Here is a 19,540-nt window from a genome sequence, read left to right as displayed (position 1 = left end):
TTCTGTTTCGTGATTTCTTGTCTTTTCTCTATTTTCACTTTTGAAAAACTCCCCTTTTGCAGGTAGAAAGGGTCCTTATTCCGACCTCAAGCCTTTCACCGGATTGCTCAACGCTGCTTTTATCGACTGGAAACTCACAGTTACCATAGCCACTAACATTACGATCAAAGCCGCAACCGCAAAAACCCAAAACGGGATATCAATACGGTATTCAAAATCTCTCATCCACCTGTTGAGCATAAACCAGGCAAGAGGAAAGGCGATTATTGAGGCAATCAGTATTTGGATCACAAAATCCTTATTGAGAGTTGCCACCAGGGTAGAAACATCGGCTCCCAGAACTTTTCTTATTCCTATCTCCTTTCTTCGTCTTGCAACTACAAGAGTAGCGAGACCGAACAATCCCAGGCAGGCGATAAAAATTGATAAAACCGAAGCATATTGAACGATCTTACCCAGGCGTCGTTCCTGCTCGTAAGCTGCAGCCAGGGATTCATCAAGAAACCGGAACTGAAAATCCTGATCCCCGGCCACAGATTTCCAGGTATTTTCCAGTACAGCCACGTGCTTCTCTAAATTTCCTTCCCGGAACTTGACCGAAACCCTCGGGCTGGCAGAATAGGACATACTTACATCACTCGATAGTTGGAAGAAAGGTCTGGCGCCTAATGCCATTACCGCAGGTTGTATGGGAGAGTGGAGGGATTCAAAATGAAAATCCTCCACCACTCCTATGATCTCCTGTGGGTATTTGCCGGGAAGCTTTTTGCCTAGAGGATCTTCCCACCCATATTGCTGTACCAGGGCCTGATTTACTACAATTCCACTGGAATCGGCAGGATTGTCTTTCATAAAGCCACGTCCCTGAACTAATTGAAGCCCCATAGTTTTAATAAAATTGGGATCTACAGCGTTAAACCTGAGCATACGGTACGCACCATTATCATCCTGATAACCTATTTGGGCCCAACCGAACTCTGCCATTGTAAATAGGGAATTACTTGCACTTACCACCTTCGGATTACTTTCCAGTTCGGTTATATATTTTGCAGCCAAAGTATTACCTTCAGCTATTGACCTGTTCGTGGGTACTATGATCACATGTTCCTTTCCAAAACCAAGGTCTTTGCTTTGCAGGTAATTGAGCTGTTTGCCTATTATTATGGTACAAATGATCATGACAATGGAAGCCACAAACTGACCAATAATCAGGCTTTTCCCAAAGATTCCCATACCGGATGTTTTAATATTTCCTTTCAACACTTTTACCGGTTGAAAGGAGGAAAGGACCAGCGCAGGGTATCCCCCGGCAAACAGCGTAATAAAAAAAAGTAGGAACAAACAGAAGATCACCATAAAAGGATCTGCTCCAAGCACAAATTCCCGGTTTGCCATCTGGTTAAAAGATTTCAGTAATAAAAAAGCCAGTAAAATCCCTGTTATAAGAGCCATTAGAGTTACCAGGAATGATTCTCCAAAGAACTGGGCTATAAGCTGTTTCTTTTGAGCTCCCATAACCTTCCTCACTCCCACTTCCATTGCCCGGGTGGCAGATCTTCCTGTGGCAAGAGTTATAAAATTGACACAGGCTATAAGCAGGATAAGAATTCCCACCGTTGCCAGTATATAGGCGTACAACGGATTGGAAGCCCCGGTAAGTTCTTCAGGTAAAGCGGTATTAAAATGTATGTCAGACAAAGGCTGAAGAGTTACAATATATTCCCCGGGTTTGTATCCCTGTGATACAAGAGGATCCATAAAAGCCGGGATTTTTGAATTCACCGCTGCCGGATCTGCTCCCTGCTTCAGCAATACATAAGTTTGACCATAAACACTTGTCCAGCCAGAGGTTCTGGTTTGTTCCGGCCAGATATGAACTGCATTGCTGAAGGGAATTATGAATTCCATCCTTATACTGGATTCGTAAGGAATATCTTCCAGTATACCAGATATAGTAAACAACATGTTTTCTCCACCTACCACAAGTTCCAGCGTTTCACCTACAGGTTCTGTATTTCCGAAGAAGACCTTTGCTGTTTCTTCTGAAATTATAATAGAGTTCTTAGTTGGAAAAGGATTTTTAATGTCTCCTTTTAAAAGTTCAAAATCAAAGATCCGAAACAGGGTGCTATCCACCATAGTAACAGCATAATTGAATGTATTTCCCTGGTGGATAATTGGGGCACTTATCTCATTAATCCTTGTTGCAGCTTCTACCTCCGGAAGATTCGCAGCGAGTAATGGGGCTAACGGAATAGGAGTTGCAGTATTATTAAATATCTCCCCCTGATAATGCTCCTGAAGCCACGCCCGATGGATCCTGTCGCCCTGACTATGCATCTTGTTAAAGCTCCATTCGCTGCGCACAAATAACGCAATGAGAATACAAGCTGCGATTCCCACCGCGAGTCCGGTTATATTAATGAAGGTATAGCCTTTATGTTTAACTAAATACCTAAATGCGACTTTTATAATATTCTTGATCATAATCGTAAATTTTGCGCCTTAACAGCCTCCTGCTCCCTAAGAAGTTTCAGGGCTTCAGGTCTTTTGAGCACTATGAAATTGGGTTTATCAAGGGGATTTTCATTATTCCCTTCAATGACCGGCAAGGTGAAGATGTCGAAGAAGTTAGGGTCTTCATATGCATATTTGCTGTACCTAAAGATCCTGTCTTCTACAATGAGTATTGAAGAACCTTTCATCCTTATCCTCGTTACATTCACGACTTCCGAAAAATCTTCTTTTAAGTTTGAAGCAACCGGTGCCATGACCACAGCTTTCCTTATCTCTTCCCCATGGATATTTGCCTTACAAACAAGCCTCCCAACCTCATCTGAATTTTCATTATAACAGCCGTAAATCAATTCATCTACCACAAAAAGCATTATGATGAGGCAGGATGCTATCCCAATAGCAAGCCCGGCAATATTTATGGAAAATATGCCTTTGTTCCTGAGAATGTTTCTGCAGGCGATCTTGAGATAGTTTCTAAGCATCACAACTAATTTTTATTAATTTTACTTCTTAGGATTTGACTGTGCCACATATAGTTTTGAGTTTTTTCCGTCATTAAGGCAAAGAAATTCTGTTATTAAACAGTAAAAGCGTGCCGATGGTATAACAACTTGATTTACAGTAATTTAATATCCTTTACTTTTTCCAAAAGTGTTCGGTAGCGAACACTGGTGTTCGCTACCAATACACTTCTTTTCACCTGCGCTACAGGGAGCCATTAAGATGGCATTCTTACTTTTCCGGTTAAATTAAATCCAAAATATTCTTCGAAATTCTTAAATAGTTTTTAAGCATTACAATTAAATTTTATTTCCTTATTCCCCCTTCAGGCCTGCTTGCCGGCAAAGGCAGGGGTTGGGGACTTATTCAGATCTTAAATTTTTCGCGGGGTTCATCATTGCAGCTTTAACCGCATGATAACTTACCGTAGCCAGTGCAATAGAGAGTGCAAGAAAACCTGCAGCAGCAAAATAGAGCCAGCTTATTTCGATTCTATAGACAAAGTCTTGTAACCACTGGTTCATAGCGTACCACGCAAGAGGCGTAGCAACTACAAAGGCAATAATAACGAGCTTAAGAAAATCTTTTGAAAGCATTTGTACCAGCCCGTTTACAGAGGCACCTAATATTTTTCTTATGCCTATCTCCTTGATGCGCTTTTCTGCTATAAATGTTGACAGGCCAAACAATCCAAGACAGGCTACTAAAATTGCAAGAAGTGAGAATATAAGGGCAATTTTTCCCAGACGTTGCTCGGTTCTATACATTTCATCAAAAGCTTCATCCATAAACCGGTAGCTAAATGGCATTCCCGTGGACATACTTTCCCACTTCTGTTCTATTCCGATTAAAACCTGTGAAATATTGGCTGCATTCACCTTAAAGGAGGCAAGCCCGGTACTATTTCCTAACATAAATCCAAGCGGTCCTATATTTTGCCGTAATGTTTCGAAATGAAAATTTTTGACTACACCAATGATTTCATATGACGTTAGTTCTCCGGTTTCAAAATTGGAAACCCTATAGATTTTTTTTCCCACCACATCTCCGGGCCCGAATATTTTCGCTGCAGATTCATTAAGAATCACTGCAGTGGAATCTGTACTGAATTTTTTCGAAAAATTCCTGCCTTGAACAAGCTCCATTCCCATTGTTGGGATGTAATCCTCATCAATTATCCATTGCTGCATCCCAAAGCTGCTTTCTGTAGACATTACGGCTTCTTTTGAAAAAGTATTATCACTTCGGGAGGAACCGCTTACCGGCAGGTAGCCGCTTAAAGTACCGTTTTTGATCCCCGTCATTTCAAGAACTTCATTTTTAAATGTAGGCGCCTGCTGTCCAAGAACATGGGTCTCATTCACAACAATCACCTGCTCCTTGTTAAATCCTAAATTCTTATTCTGAATATAATCCAGTTGCTGATAGACCACTATAGTTCCTATAATGAGAATAATGGAAGTCGCAAACTGAAAAACAACCAGCACGTTTCTAAAAGTTCCTCCCTTTGCCCCGAGGTTGAGGTTCCCTTTTAAAACCTGTACAGGTTTAAATCCAGAAAGAAAAAGTGCCGGATAAGATCCCGCTAAAAGTCCTACTAGAAATGGAAGAACGAGCAAAAATACAAGTATATCCGGCTGAAATATCCTTTGGATAGAAAGGGTTTTTGCTGCAATTTCATTAAATGCCGGCAGGCTCAGGTAAGTTATTCCAACAGCCAGGAACATTGCCAGTGCTGCCATAAGCATAGCTTCAGACAGGAACTGTTGTATAAGCTGCTTTCTGGCAGAGCCCAAAACTTTTCTTATCCCTACCTCCCTGGCTCTTCCTGCAGAACGTGCAGTAGACAGGTTCATAAAATTAATACAGGCTATAAGCAAAATGAAAAGCGCAACGGCTGAAAAAATGTACACGTATTGAATATCCCCGCCCGGCCTGATTTCCATAACCCTGTCTGAATACAAATGAATTCTGGTTATGGGAAACAGCGAGTATTCCAGTTTGTTTCCTGCATCCTCAAATTCTTTTCTGCTGTTAATATTCAATACCTGTTTTGCAACCGGCATCACATAACGGTCCATATAATCATTAAACTTTGCTTCAATTTCCTGGGCAGTTGTTCCTTCTCTAAGCAGCAAATAAGTATGAAAATTATGGCTGATATGATTTCCAAACCTATAAATATCATTGTCCATAGAGAACAGAAAATCAAAGCGAAAGTGGGAGTTCGATGGGATGTCCTGCATTAGCCCGGTAATCTTATATTCAGTTCCCTGGATAGTTTCGAGAGTTTCTCCCAGTACATCAACAGAGCTAAAATATTTTTGGGCTGCAGACTCTGATATTACCACACTTCTCGGATCTTTCAGGGCAGTATCCGGGTCTCCGGCAATTAAGGGAAGGGTAAAAACTTCAAATATTGTGGAGTCGGCATGGGCTACCCGGTTTTCCTGTATAAATTCGTTTCCTTTACGCAGCAATTTGGAGCCGTTGGAAGTATATATCCGCACGAATTCTTCTACCTGGGGGTAGTCCTGCTTCATTGTTGGCCCCATCATATCTGATGTAAATGGAAGGCTCTGACTTTCCCCCATCGTGATATCGCTGTTAATCCGGTAAATGCGTTCTGCTTTTTCGTGAAAACGATCATAGCTTAGCTCATCCACCACGTATAGTGCAATGAGAATAAAACATGCCAGACTAATTGCCAGCCCCAAAATGTTCAATATCGAATAAACCTTATTTTTCAAAAGGTTCCTCCACGCTGTTTTAATATAATTCTTTATCATAATATCATGTTGTTTAAGGCCTCGTGGTCTTGATCATTTCGGAGGGTTGATATCTTATTTTCTTTGTTTTAGTCTTGACTCTTGCCTCTTGTTTCTTCTTTCTTTTTTCTCTGTTCTCTGTTCTCTTCTCTTTTCCAGGGTGATAATATTATTCCGTTCTCAAATTCTTCACAGGATTGACCATTGCTGCTTTTATTGCCTGGAAACTAACAGTTACCAATGCAATGATCACGGCGAGCAAAGAGGTAAATGCAAAAACCTTCCAGTTAATATCAATACGATAAGCAAAAGTCTGCAACCATTGGTTCATGATATACCAGGCCAATGGAGATGCCAAAATAATGGAGATCACCACCAGTTTTAAAAAATCCCTGGATAGGAGGGTCACTAAATTTGCACTACTTGCACCAAGTATTTTTCTAAGGCCTATTTCTTTTATTCGCTGTTCTGCACTAAAGGTTGCGAGGCCAAATAATCCCAGGCAGGAAATAAGTATGGCGATAAGGGTGAAGTAGCTTATCATTTTCGCAAGCCTGTCTTCGGCCTGATAATTCTTCTGAAAATCCTGATCCAGGAAACTATATTCAAAAGGTTCATCCGGAATAAAACTTTTCCAGGCACTTTCAATTTTATCTATATTATTTGAGATATTGCCTGCACCTAAATTTGCTATTAAATAGTTGGGGCTGGTATCGGTATTTAAAATAAATCCGTAGGATTCAATATCTATATGAAGATCTTTAAAATGAAAATCCTTTACTACCCCCACAATTCCGAATCTATGTTGCTGGCCTTCCCAGTCAAAAGCGATCCATTTTCCAACTGCTTCCTCAGGAGATGAGAAGCCAAAATTACTGACGCCTGTTTCATTCAAAACCATATTTGCCCAGTGATCTGCCGGGAATTCCCTGGAAAAGGTCCTACCCGCTACGAGCTCAATTTTTAGAGTTTGTAAAAAACTTTCGTCTACCTGATTGATATAAACCGTTTTTGCATCCTTCATAGTTTGCCCTTCTTTATACATCATCCAGTCCTGCGGATTACTGATCCCCGGATAATATGCAGACCCTCCTACTGAAGTAATTTCAGAAATGTTTTCCAGAGAGTTTTTTAAATTAGAGTAATTCTGTTTTGCCTGTCCGCTTCGCAAAGGAATTACGAGCTGTTGTTCTTTCTGAAATCCAAGATCTGTAGATCTAAGGAAGCTCATTTGATTAGAGATCACTACAGAAGCGATAATTAGCACTATGGAAATAACAAACTGAACCACCACAAGTCCTTTCCGTAAGGAAACAGCAGCAAAGGAGTTTGAAAATTTTCCTTTTAGCACCTTTACAGGTTTGAAAGATGACAGGAAGAAAGCAGGGTAACTTCCCGCTAAAAATCCAGTGAAAACCGCGAGAACCAAAAAGAGGAGATACAATTGTGCCTTTTGATTTAGAGCAAGGGTAATTTCCTTTCCGGCTATCTGTCCAAAAACCGGGAGGAAAAACTGTACGAAAATAATCGCAAAAACAAATGCTATCAAAGCCATAATTAAAGACTCTCCCAGAAATTGCCATATAAGTGTTCTTTTTTCTGCTCCCAGAACTTTTCGCACTCCTACTTCCACACTTCTTTTAGATGATCTGGAAGTGGAAAGGTTCATAAAATTTATACAGGCGATGAGCAGGGTAAGAATAGCTATGGAGCCTAAAATATAAATATATTTTAGGCTGCCGGGTGGGGTAACATTTTCAGCTATTTCAGAATTTAAATGAATATCTTTTAGGTTTGTAAGGAAGAGCTCTCTGCCGGATCCCCTTGCCCTCAACTCTTCCCCAATATATTTTTCTATGAAAACCGGGAATTTGGCTTCAAGAATTTCAGGTTGAGTTCCCTCCTTCAGCAAAAAATAAGTATAGAACATATTATTATTCAGGAGGGTGGTGCTATTGTTTATAAACTCATCCAGGTCTCCTCCTCTAACCGAAAGAAAAAAGCGGGCATTAATATGTGATGGTTGCAGGTGAGGCTGAAAAACCCCTGTTATTGTGTAATCATGATCTCCATTGGTGCTGCTGCTAACCCGTATTTGTTTCCCAATAGCCGACTCATTTCCAAAGAGTTTTTCAGCTATTTCATCTGTTATAACAATTGTATTGGGTTCTTCGAGGGCGGTTTTGGGATTACCATCTATAAAATTATAACTGAATATCTCAAAAAAAGAAGCATCGGCTACATAACCATCGGTTTCATAAAAAACTTTTGAGGCTCCATCCTGTTCATATTTCAGAAGGGTTTTATCATCCTCCCATAACCTTAGCAACCGGGTTGTTTCTTCAATTTCGGGAAGATCCTGCTTTAAAAGTCCCGCCATTGCCGCGGGAACTGTGGCATGGGAGCGCTCTTCTCCATTTTCGATAAATACGTTGTTCAATTGGTAGATCCTGTCTGCTTTCTCATGATATCTGTCATAACTATATTCGTGATAGATGTACAGGGAAATCAACATGCAGCAGATAAGGCCTATGGAGAGGCCAAATATATTGATGAAGGAAAAGGTTTTATGCTTCATCAAATTCCTTGCGGCTAATTTTAAATAGTTTCTGAACATGACAGTAGTTTTTTAACGATGCTTTTATTCCCTCTTCGGAGGGTAAGGATACCTGGTGGCCAGAGGATTATTCCGTTCTAATATTCTCAACCGGATTTCCCATAGCTGCCTTGACAGCATGAAATCCTACCGTAAGAAGAGCTATTCCAATAGCGGTAACACCTGCCACAGCAAAAACATACCAGCCAATATTGATCCTATAGGCAAAGTCTTGTAGCCACCCGTTCATAAAATACCAGGCAATGGGAGAAGCAATGACCAGGGAAATTATTACCAGCTTTACAAAATCCTTTGACATAAGAACTACTATATTCTCCACACTGGCGCCAAGTACCTTTCTTATTCCGATCTCCCTTTTTCTCCTTTCAGCAGAAAAAGCGGCAAGACCAAATAACCCTAAACATCCAACAAAAATGGCCAAGCCTGTAAAGATCCCTAGTAAGGATTTTAATTTATCCTCTGCCAAATACATTTTCTCAAAGCTGTCATCAAGGAACCTGTACTCCAGGGGGTAATCTGGCGAAAAGGTATTCCACACCCCTTCTACTTTATCTATGGTATTGCCAATATTGGTCGATTCCATTTTTACTGCCACTTTTGAAGCAGCCGGCGGGAATATTTGCAGCACCGTGGTTTCCACTTTTTCATACAGGCTTTTATAGTTAAAATCCTTTACTACCCCTATTATCTGTCCTTCTTTAATAGAATCCTGATTCACATTGTTCCATATATTCCAGGATAACTTTTGCCCAAGGGCATTCTCCGGAGTGCCATAACCAAGATTTTTTACCGCAGTTTCATTGATGATGAAAGCTTTATCTTTGTCTGTTCCCATTTCTTCGGAAAACGGTCGTCCTGCAACCATCTCTATCCCCAGAGTTTCTATGTAATCAAAGTCCACCATCAATTGGGTAGCCCCCTGTTCTTCCACCAGGCCGTTCCTATGAACTTTAATTCCATCTCCCGCCACCGCATCCCCGGGGAACCCATATCCTATAGAAACTGACGATACCCCGGGAAGTTGCTCAAGTTGCATTTTAAAAGACTCTTTATTGGCTTGCATATTTGCACCACGAAGGGGGAAGAACATGATCTGGTCCTTATTAAAACCAAGATCTTTGTTGTGCAGGTAATTCACCTGATTATAAACTACTATGGCACTTATGATCAATAGCACTGAAAGGGTGAATTGAATCACCACCAGGCCGTGACGTAAAAAAGGGATCTTTCCCGGTTCATGGTCACCCAGAACCGAACCTTTAAGCACCTTAACAGGTTTAAAGTTGGATAATACCAGTGCCGGATAAATACCGGCCAGGATGCCCACAGTAAGAGTAATTCCTAAGAAGCTCAACAATAATAATGGATCTGTGAATATGGAATACTCAATTTCCTTCCCGGTGAATTCGTTAAGCCAGGGTAATAAAATTAGGGTGAGTATAAGCGACAAAACTATACTTATCAAAGTAAGAAAAACTGTTTCCCCTATAAATTGAAAGATCAACTGCTTACGGTTGGCTCCAATAGATTTTCTTACTCCAACCTCTTTGGCTCTTTGTAGGGATTTTGCCGTAGCGAGATTGATGAAATTGAAGCAGGCAATAAGCAAAATGAAAATGGCTATAAAAGTAAGGGCCCGTAAATAAGTGATATTTCCCCTTTTTGCATTATCATAAACAAAATTTGAAGAATACAAATGGATCTTGTGCAGCGGTTGCAGGTATACCTTATGTGTAGCTTCCCGGCCATCTGAAAACTCCTGGGTCTTCTGGTGTACTAAGGGTTGAAATTTGGCTTCCAGGGCCCCGGCATCTGCTCCTTCTTTGAGCTTTAGGTAATTGTAGAACTGCATCCATCCCCAGCTTTCCATTCTTTCAGCAGGGATACCGGCCAAAGAAAGCGGCAATAGGGAATTGATCTGTAAATGAAATTTCGGATTCTTTTTTATAACGGCTTTTACGGTCAAGGGAGTTTGATTCATTATGATCTCCTTTCCTACAGGATTTTCATTTCCAAAAAACTGTTCGGCCATTTCTTCAGAAATTACTATTGATGCCGGTTCATCCAGAGCACCATCCCGTGATCCATACTTAAGCTCCAGAGGAAAAACCTCAAAAAAAGTTGAGTCTACAAAGAACCCTCTGTCTACATACATTTTTTTGCCATCGGTCTCAAAAAGTTCCTTGCCCTCCGGTAACATCAGTATTCTAGCGGTTTGCTCCACCTCAGGAAAATCCTGTTTTAAAGTAGTGGCGATCATAGGAAATGTGGGTGCATTCATCTCATCCCTATTGCTGTCTGAAAAATGATTATAGACCCGGTACACCCTTTCTCCCTCCGGTAGGAATTTGTCAAATTGATGTTCATCCCAGATAAAAAGAGCAATGAGAAAACAGGCGGTAAACCCAAGGGCCAATCCGGCGATATTGAGGAAGGAGAAGCCTTTATGCCTCATCATATTCCTCCAGGCGATTTTAAAATGATTCTTTATCATATTAATTTTCTTTTTGTTTTTTAAATTCCCCTTTGGGGGTTAGGGGGCTAGAGGGTTATTCTGTTCTTAAACTATTCACCGGGTTGGCCAAAGCTGCCTTAATGGATTGAAAACTCACCGTTATCAAAGTGATAATCAAAGTTCCAACTGCTGTAGCCATAAATATCCAGAGAGAGATATCTGTTCGGTACGAAAATTTCTGCAACCATCCTTGCATAAAGTAGTAAGCAATAGGTATGGCGATAATTAGGGAAATGAGAACTAAACTCACAAAATCTTTGGAAAGCAAAAGCCATAAATTCGTAACAGTAGCGCCAAGAACCTTTCTCACCCCAATTTCTTTGGTACGTCGTTCAGCTACGAAAGAAGTCAGGCCAAATAAGCCCAGGCAACTGATAAAAATCGCGAGCACTGTGAATATTTGAGCCAAACTTGCAATGCGCTCCTCAGTCGCAAATTTCTTGGCATATTCTTCGTCTATAAAATCGTATTTGAAAGGTAGATTAGGGAATTGTTGTTTAAAGGTGTTTTCAATTAATGCGAGATTTTCAGAAACACTGTTTTTCGGGTTCAATCGAACATTGTAATAGTTAACATTGTTAAATCTGTCAAAAACATATAATTGCTGTTTTACAGGTGAATAAGGGGACTGAATAATTACATCCTCCACGACGCCAATAATTTGTTTGGGTGGCTCCGGATTTTCCTCATCATCATCTGTTAGATATTTTCCAATGGGATCTGTCATTCCCATATACTCCATCGCTGTCCTGTTTATAATAACTGCATTGGAATCTGTAGAAAAATCCCGGGAAAAATCTCTGCCCATAATTATTTTCATGCCCAGGGTTTCAACATACTCATATGAAACCTCTGTCCAGGCAAAATCTTCCTGAAAGTCTTCAGGTTTACCTTCCCATTCATATCCTGAGCGGTTAGACCACACTTCAGTGGTAGGACTCATTGAGGTAGCCATTTCAATTGCTCCACCGGAATTTATAAATTGGTTTCGCATTAGATCGCTTTTGCCTTGAAAATCGGAGCTCATAACCGGTATCTGTATCAAACCTCCCTTATTATATCCAACTGGCCTGTTTTTGCTGAATTCAATTTGGCTCATTACCACAAGGGTTCCAATAATAAGTACAACGGAAACAGTAAATTGGGTTACAACTAAGACTTTTCTTGGAAGTGCAGAGAACCTCCCGGAATTAAAGGTGCCTTTTAAAACTCTTACAGGGTTAAAAGACGACAAATACAGTGCAGGGTAACCACCGGCTAATATGGCGGTAACAATTATAAATAGCAATGAATAAAACCAGAACTCCGGGCTGGACCAGGGAAAGCTAATCTCTTTGCTTGCCAGCTCATTAAAGGTGCTAAGAAAAATAAGTACTAATCCTATGGCTATTAAAAAACCTATCATGGTCACCACAAGGGATTCGCTTAAAAACTGTTTTATTAATTGTCCTTTACTGGACCCTATTGCTTTACGAATTCCTACTTCTAAAGCTCTTTTTTCGGATCTGGCCGTGCTTAAGTTCATAAAATTTATGCAGGCCAGGAACAACACAAAAGTCCCTATAATTCCAAATAGCCATACGTTTTCAATCCTACCACCCGTCTGAATGCCATTTTCAAAGTTGGATCTCAGGTGCCAATCATCCATCGGCAAAAGAAAAATACGAGTATCAAATTGAATAGCTTCTTTATTGGCTTTCTTTTTGGAATCCAAAATATTAGCCGTTACTGTTTCCATTGAAAGGTTTTCCGGGAGTTTTACAAACAATTGAAACGAATTATTTCCCCATTGATCCCTTGCATTTTTAATCCATTCCTGGGAATTAGCGTAATGTTTCCAAGGCATAAGAAAGTGGACATCTTTTAAGGTGGTATTTTGCGGAAAATCTTCGTATACTGCCGTAACTAACATATCATCAACGCTATTCACCTTCAGGATTTTACCAACAGGGTCATTATTTCCAAATAAAGCTTTGGCAGTAGATTCGGAAATCATAATCGCATTAACTTCCTCTAAACCTTTTTCGGTTCCCTTTATAATATTTGGCTCAAAAATCTCAAGTCCCTCTTCCTGGATGTAATTTCCGGATCTGGAAATATTGGTATCTTCATATTTAAGGTATTTAGAATTGGTCCAGGAGGACATCGCCAGTTTGTCAAAATTTGAGCTATAAGATTCCCTGAATAGAAATTCCAAAGGTCTGGGTATTGCAGGTCCGGTTCCAACCTGACCATTGAAAGTTTGGCTTTGGTAAACCTGAGCTATTTGGTCGTGATTTTCAAATGACCTGTTAAAATTTACCTCATCCTGAATCCATAGAAAGATCATGATCGTTACTGCCATGCCAATGGCCAGACCAAAAATGTTTATTAATGAATAAACCTTGTTATTTAATAGGTTCCTATAGGCTATTTTGAAATAATTTCTGATCATGATGATGAATATTTTGATTGATGAAGAACCCTTTTTTATACTAAAACATTCTCTGTTACTTTTTCGCCATCAAGCATTCTAATGATCCTATGGCTGTATTTGGCATCGTGTTCACTGTGGGTAACCATAATGATAGTGGTTCCGGCTTCGTTCAGTTCTGTTAGCAGGTCCATTACTTCATTTCCGTTGCTGCTGTCCAGGTTTCCGGTAGGCTCATCGGCAAGGATCAGTTTCGGATTATTTACTACCGCTCTCGCTACTGCCACCCTTTGTTGCTGTCCTCCCGATAATTGCTGCGGAAAGTGATTGCGTCTATGCATGATCCCCATTTTTTCAAGTACCTCGTGAACCCTGGTTTTTCTATCGGCAGTTTTAACACCTGTGTAGATCAATGGAAGCTCTACATTTTCAAAAACGGTCAATTCATCTATGAGATTGAAACTCTGGAATACAAATCCAATATTGTGCTTTCTTAAATTGGCCCTTTTTCGTTCATTGAACCCCGAAACCTCGGTGCCATTGAATACAAAACTGCCACCATCGGGATCGTCAAGAAGTCCCAAAATATTGAGTAAGGTAGATTTCCCACAACCGGAAGGACCCATGATGGCCACAAATTCTCCTTCCTTTACCTGAAAAGAAAGTTTGTTAAGAGCTACAGTTTGAACCTCCTCGGTCCTGTAGAATTTTTCGAGATTGTCAATTGTTATCATTGCTTGTCGTTATTCGTTTTTAAGATGGTTTAATTTTCTTTTTTACTGGCACTTCCCATTTTGTTCTGAAAGTCTCTGATCTTAATAACCTGAATAATACCTTTTATTAAAGACTTCTTTACTACTCTGATTGTGACACCTATTTTTTATTTAAATATTATAAAACTGATATTCCCTCGCCTGGAACCTATTCCTTTATCACCAGTTCCTGGATGTCTCCATAATTATCATAACTGGAGGTAATGACCCTATCTCCCGGCTGGAGGCCGTCAAGCACTTCATAGTACTCTGTATTCTGGCTTCCTAAACGTATATCTGCCCTGTAAGCACTCTCCCCGTCTTCACTTAATTTGAATATCCAGTTACCTCCTGTTTGCTGAAAAAATCCTCCTTTTGGAATAAGAAGTGCCTGTTTCTCCTCGCTTAAAGCAACGCGTATCTGCAAGGTTTGTCCCCTTCGTATTCCTTCAGGAACATCTCCTTCAAAAAGCATATCTACCTGAAATCTTCCATTGGTAACCTGAGTGTAAACTTTGTTGATCGTTAGGGTAAATTGTTTATTATTAAAATTAAAAGTCCCGGTTTGCCCATTGTAGATCCTTGAAATATAATGTTCATCAATATCCACCCTTACTTTAAAGCCGCTTAAAACATCTATCTGCCCCAGGCGTTCTCCCTTGTTTTTAGACTGTCCAATTTCAGCATCAAGAGAAGTAAGTTGGCCTTCTACCGGAGCACGTACTACCAGGTCCCCTACTTTTTTACGCATAAGCTCAAGAGCACTTTGTGTGCGCTCATAGGAATTCTGTGCCTGGGTAACTTCCTGTCTTGTTGCAATGGAATCCTGTTTCAGAACTTCCTCAGAAAGTGCCATTCGTTCCTTTTGATAGTTGTAATTATTTTCAGATTCTATAAGCTCCTGCTTCCCAATCGCATCCTTTTCATATAATCGTTTATTTAAATTATAGATTCTTTTGGCTTCAATTAAGCTGTTTTCAACCTCTGTAGCCTGGTTAAGCCTGTTTATAGTATTTTGCCTTGCCTGGGTTTGAGAGATTTGCATCTGTGTTAAAAGGTTATAAACCTGTGTTTCCTGATTTATAAGACTAAGCTCCAGGTCTGTATTTGAAAGGCGAAGAATTGGTTCCCCCGCTTTCATTATAGCACCGTCCTCTACATAAATTTCCTCCACTCTTCCGCCTTCAAGAGCATCCAGATATATTGTTGAGATTGGCATCACTATTCCATTGACCGGGATATTTTCCTGAAAAATTCCCTGGTTTACAGAATTGATACTTATCCTCTCCTTTTGAACGTTTAATTTCGAGCTACCACCGGATGATATAAGTACAAAAACGATAAATCCGATTAGGGCAATTCCACCAAGAATCAAAACAATCCTTTTAAGTGTAAATTTTTTCTTTTTTAATGGTATATCCATTTACAATGTTTTTCTCTTATTAAATAGGCAATATAATGCCATCCTCTTAATATGTTGAAATTAAGTGATTTACATATTAATGTTAAGGAAAGGGTGTTCGAAAACGGACACTCGGTGTACGCTAATAACACAGTTTTTTTCAATGGCAAATTATCCTTCTGAAACCACTTTTAAGCTGAAGAGAAAATTGTAATATTGTATTTATGATACTTAAGAAGGCCCGGATATTAATCATTGATGATGACAAAGATGTGCTTGTGGCACTGCGATTACTATTGAAACCTGTGGTAAAGGAAGTCGTGGTGGAAAAGAATCCAAACCAGATCCCCTCCTTGTTACAAAATACTAATTTTGAGGTAATTATACTGGACATGAATTTTAATGGCCTTGTCAATACAGGTAATGAGGGAATATTCTGGCTCAATAGAATCAAAAGGCTTAGTCCGGAGGCCGATGTTATTTTAATTACGGCTTATGGAGATATAGATCTTGCCATAAGATCTCTAAAAGAAGGGGCTTCAGACTTTTTAGTAAAACCCTGGAAAAATGAAAAACTACTTAATTCTGTAAAAGATCTGGTTGAGAAGCAAAAATCTGGTAAAACATCAGGACCGGGAGTCCTAATGGAAGAAACCCGGATTTTGGGTAAAAGTGAAGTGATGGAAGATGTATTTGTGAAGCTGAAAAAAGTAGCACCTACAGATGCAAACATTCTTGTATTAGGGGAAAATGGTACCGGCAAGGATCTTATCGCCCGTTCTATCCATGATAATTCCAACAGAAAAGATAAACCATTTGTTAAGGTAGATGTAGGTGCTCTCACTCCCAGCCTCTTTGAAAGCGAACTTTTTGGATCCAAAAAAGGGGCATTTACAGATGCGCGAGAAAACAGGATGGGTCGTTTTGAGGCTGCCAATGGAGGCACCCTCTTCCTGGATGAAATTGGAAATATAAGCCTGAAACAACAAACCCGGCTCTTAACCGTACTGCAAAACCGGCATATTACCCCGCTGGGATCCAATGAGGTTATACCGGTGGATATACGGCTTATTTGCGCCACAAATCTGCACATCTCAGTTCTGGCCGATGAAAATAAATTTAGAAAAGATCTCATTTACAGGATCAATACAGTGGATATTACCGTTCCTCCTTTAAGGGATCGAAACGGCGACATTCTTCTACTTACAAAGCACTTTTTAAAGATCTACGGTGAAAAGTATAATAAAGGACCATTTGAGCTGGACAAAAGTTTTATCAAGAAATTGAAAGACCATTCCTTTCCCGGGAATGTAAGGGAGTTACAATATGCCCTGGAACGCACAGTGATCATGGCTGAATTTGATACACTTACCGAAGAGGACCTTATATTTTCTGCCCTGGAGAATGCCCATAGGCCCCCAGTACAAGGAGAGTTGAAACTTGAGAACATCGAAAAAAACACCATACTTACCGTAATCAAAAAGAACAAGGGAAATATTTCAAGATCTGCTGAAGAATTAGGGATCACCAGGGCTGCTTTATATCGTAGACTCGAAAAATATGGCCTATAAAACTCATAGCGTCTTCTTACTTGCAAGGATCCTGATCTTATTGCTCTTCCTTATCGGGATGGCGTATGCTATAACAAATTCCTTTTATTATCTCGCCATTGGTGCCGGAATTCTATCTCTCTTATCATTTTTAAACCTGCACAAATTCCTGCAACGGCGTTTCAGGGAGATTGATGATTTTTTTGAGTCGGTTAAATACAGGGATTTTTCAAGAAGATTTGTTGAGGAATTGGGACCCCATGATATACGGCAACTTCATAAGGGATTTAATGAAGTAAACCGGGTGGTGAGAGAAATCAATGCCAGGAAAGAGGTTCAATACCTTTATTTACAAAAGATCCTTGAAATGGTTGATATTGGAATTATAGCGTACAACCTTGATACAGGGCAAGTGCTGTGGGCTAATGATACCATAAAAAACACTCTGGACATGCCATCTTTTAAAAATGTGAGTTTCGTGGCCAGAAGAAAACCTGCTTTGTATGCAGATGTTTTTGATTCTTATCATCCAAAGGCAGGTTCAGTGTCCATTACTGTAAATAATGAAACTCTTAAAGTGCTTATTTCTGATACCCTTTTCCATATAGAAGAGGAAACCTATAAACTTATCGTCCTTCAGAATATTGACGAAACTTTGGATAAGAATGAATCTGAAGCATGGAAAAAACTTCTAAGCGTAATGACGCACGAGATCATGAATTCCATCGCACCAATATCCTCACTTGCCGATACTATCAACAATCAGGTAGAACTTTCTATAAAGCAACCCGAGACTTTTCCCCTTGAAAAAGAGGATCTACAGGCAGGTATTATTAGTATAAAAAAGCGAAGTGAAGGCTTGATGAAGTTTGCCAAAACTTATCGTAGTTTGAGTAAGGTCACTCAACTTAACCTGGAAAAAATATACGTAAATGAACTTTTTGAAAATATTCATCACCTAATGCTTCCTTTACTTAAGGATAAACATATAAATATCAATTTTAAAGAGCAGGTAACGGGCCTTCAGGTAGAAATAGACAGTTACCTTATTGAGCAGGTACTTATCAACCTCATTCTAAATGCCACGGATGCCTGTAAGGATCTAGCAGAGCCAAAAATTACCATAACTGCGGGAAAAGCAATTAACGGCAGTATTCACATAGTGGTGGCAGATAACGGGGTTGGAATTCCTCCAGAGATACTTGAGACTATCTTTGTTCCCTTTTATACAACTAAAAAAAATGGCAGCGGAATTGGCCTGAGTCTCTGCAAGCAAATTATGTTACTACACAAAGGTAAAATCAATGTTCAAAGCAAAGAAGGCATAGGTACTGCGGTGAGTATAGTATTCTAACCTCTGGTATCCTTTCTTAATTTATTTTTTAGCTAAATCATCGTCTCGAGAAAAGTCTAATATACGCGCCCCCTAGTTTAAATATGGTAAGCCTCTATTCTTAGACTTTCTCAAACTCAAAAATATACGGTATTTGGAGAATCTAAAAGCCTCTAAATCAATCATAAAATTCTATACTACGAATATATCTATTTTTTACGTGACGGTTGTAACGTGCTTTTTTTATGTATAAGATTTTCCCAAACATATAGGGGTCATCTATAAATGTTGTGCAATTTAGACTGGTTGTTTTTGAACACCCTGAGCGTAGGGAATACATAATTTTTTTAAAGCTAACCTATACATCTAATGTCGATACTGTCCAATCTGTAGCAACAAAATTAATTCTCAATTGTTGTACATATGTTGTACCCAAGAAGAAACAAAAAAGCCCTACATCTCTGCATGGCTAGATTTTGTTGGTGGTCCCACCTGGGCTATAATAAATTTTGACCGTTTCTTCTACCTTCTTCTATCTTCTTCTTATTTCTGAATAAGACCTGCGGTAACACCAATATTAACAGGAAATAGAAAAGACAATATCTAGCAACCGATTGGAAAACTAACTTAAGAAACAAAAAGTGACACACTAAGTAATTCTTCATCTACATCGTATCCCAAGAAATAAAGGATATCCCGCCGCATGGCACAATGGGCCATCACGCCGCGATCTGTAGTAATATTTTCGAGATATCCCACCAGACAGATTTTAAAATATACCACAGGGTCAATACTTTTTTGAGTGGATAAAGGAAGTCCAAATTGAGCGCCTCTTTTAACAGGCGATAGAAATTTTCTTTGGGGATTCCGTCACTTAACCTAAGGGAAGTGAAGAGTTTTTCCTGATAGTCTTTTTTGCCTTGCGTATCATGAAATTAACTAATTTCGGTAACTTATGCAACAGGCACAACGTACAAAAACAAAGATGCTTAAAACAGTCTCAAATTTAAACTCCTTGCTCGCTTGCAAGGCCTGATTGTCCTGACTGGATATTCCGGACTAAGCTGACCCCTCTAAAGCCCACCTTTTAGGTATCTGTCATTCCGGCGGATGCTGACCCCCTTATAAATTAAAAAAATGGCTGGCCGGCAAAATTATTCCGGAGCATACTG

10 protein-coding genes and 1 pseudogene are annotated in these 19,540 nt (G+C 39.7%); 2 read left to right on the top strand and 9 right to left on the bottom strand.

Annotated features, from left to right (window positions below; translation table 11 throughout):
• Nucleotides 1-75 precede the first annotated feature (75 nt).
• The 8 genes from LB467_RS15725 to LB467_RS15690 all read right to left on the bottom strand — a co-directional run bounded on the left by LB467_RS15725 (nt 76) and on the right by LB467_RS15690 (nt 15,506).
• Nucleotides 76-2,487 carry an ABC transporter permease gene (locus tag LB467_RS15725; protein ID WP_224475009.1) on the bottom strand — a complete coding sequence of 804 codons (2,412 nt, stop codon included), beginning with the start codon at nt 2,485-2,487 and terminating at the stop codon, nt 76-78.
• Nucleotides 2,484-2,999: an ABC transporter permease gene (locus LB467_RS15720; RefSeq protein ID WP_224475008.1), complete on the bottom strand. Its 516-nt coding sequence runs from the start codon at nt 2,997-2,999 to the stop codon at nt 2,484-2,486. Before LB467_RS15720 ends, LB467_RS15725 begins: the two co-directional genes overlap by 4 nt.
• Nucleotides 3,000-3,380: 381 nt before the next feature.
• Nucleotides 3,381-5,807 carry an ABC transporter permease gene (locus tag LB467_RS15715; protein WP_224475007.1) on the bottom strand — a complete coding sequence of 809 codons (2,427 nt, stop codon included), beginning with the start codon at nt 5,805-5,807 and terminating at the stop codon, nt 3,381-3,383.
• Between the two features lie 148 nt (nt 5,808-5,955).
• Nucleotides 5,956-8,403 (bottom strand): ABC transporter permease, encoded by a 2,448-nt coding sequence (locus tag LB467_RS15710; protein WP_224475006.1) that lies wholly within the window; start codon nt 8,401-8,403, stop codon nt 5,956-5,958.
• A 67-nt stretch (nt 8,404-8,470) separates the two neighbouring features.
• Nucleotides 8,471-10,897, bottom strand: a complete 2,427-nt coding sequence (locus LB467_RS15705) for an ABC transporter permease (RefSeq protein WP_224475005.1) — start codon at nt 10,895-10,897, stop codon at nt 8,471-8,473.
• Nucleotides 10,898-10,952: 55 nt separating this feature from the next.
• Complete coding sequence (locus LB467_RS15700) at nt 10,953-13,352, bottom strand: ABC transporter permease (protein ID WP_224475004.1); 2,400 nt, start codon at nt 13,350-13,352, stop codon at nt 10,953-10,955.
• A 35-nt stretch (nt 13,353-13,387) separates the two neighbouring features.
• Entirely contained in the window at nt 13,388-14,065 is a 678-nt protein-coding gene (locus LB467_RS15695; RefSeq protein WP_224475003.1) for an ABC transporter ATP-binding protein, read from the bottom strand.
• A gap of 187 nt (nt 14,066-14,252) precedes the next feature.
• Nucleotides 14,253-15,506: an efflux RND transporter periplasmic adaptor subunit gene (locus LB467_RS15690; RefSeq protein ID WP_224475002.1), complete on the bottom strand. Its 1,254-nt coding sequence runs from the start codon at nt 15,504-15,506 to the stop codon at nt 14,253-14,255.
• Between the two features lie 203 nt (nt 15,507-15,709).
• On the opposite strand from LB467_RS15690, the gene LB467_RS15685 reads away from it, so the two are divergent.
• The gene (locus tag LB467_RS15685; RefSeq protein ID WP_224475001.1) at nt 15,710-17,056 is read left to right on the top strand and encodes a sigma-54-dependent transcriptional regulator; all 1,347 of its coding nucleotides are present in this window, start codon (nt 15,710-15,712) and stop codon (nt 17,054-17,056) included.
• Complete coding sequence (locus LB467_RS15680) at nt 17,046-18,389, top strand: sensor histidine kinase (protein WP_224475000.1); 1,344 nt, start codon at nt 17,046-17,048, stop codon at nt 18,387-18,389. Before LB467_RS15685 ends, LB467_RS15680 begins: the two co-directional genes overlap by 11 nt.
• A 633-nt stretch (nt 18,390-19,022) precedes the next feature.
• On the opposite strand, the pseudogene LB467_RS19600 reads toward LB467_RS15680, so the two are convergent.
• A pseudogene (locus LB467_RS19600) lies at nt 19,023-19,234 on the bottom strand (transposase); the annotation flags it as partial.
• Between the last annotated feature and the right edge of the window lie 306 nt (nt 19,235-19,540).

Source organism: Salegentibacter tibetensis (assembly GCF_020164485.1).
Taxonomy (GTDB): Bacteria; Bacteroidota; Bacteroidia; order Flavobacteriales; family Flavobacteriaceae; genus Salegentibacter; species Salegentibacter tibetensis.
The sequence above is the reverse complement of the archived record's forward strand: the minus strand, read 5'-3'. Positions and strand labels throughout refer to the sequence as shown.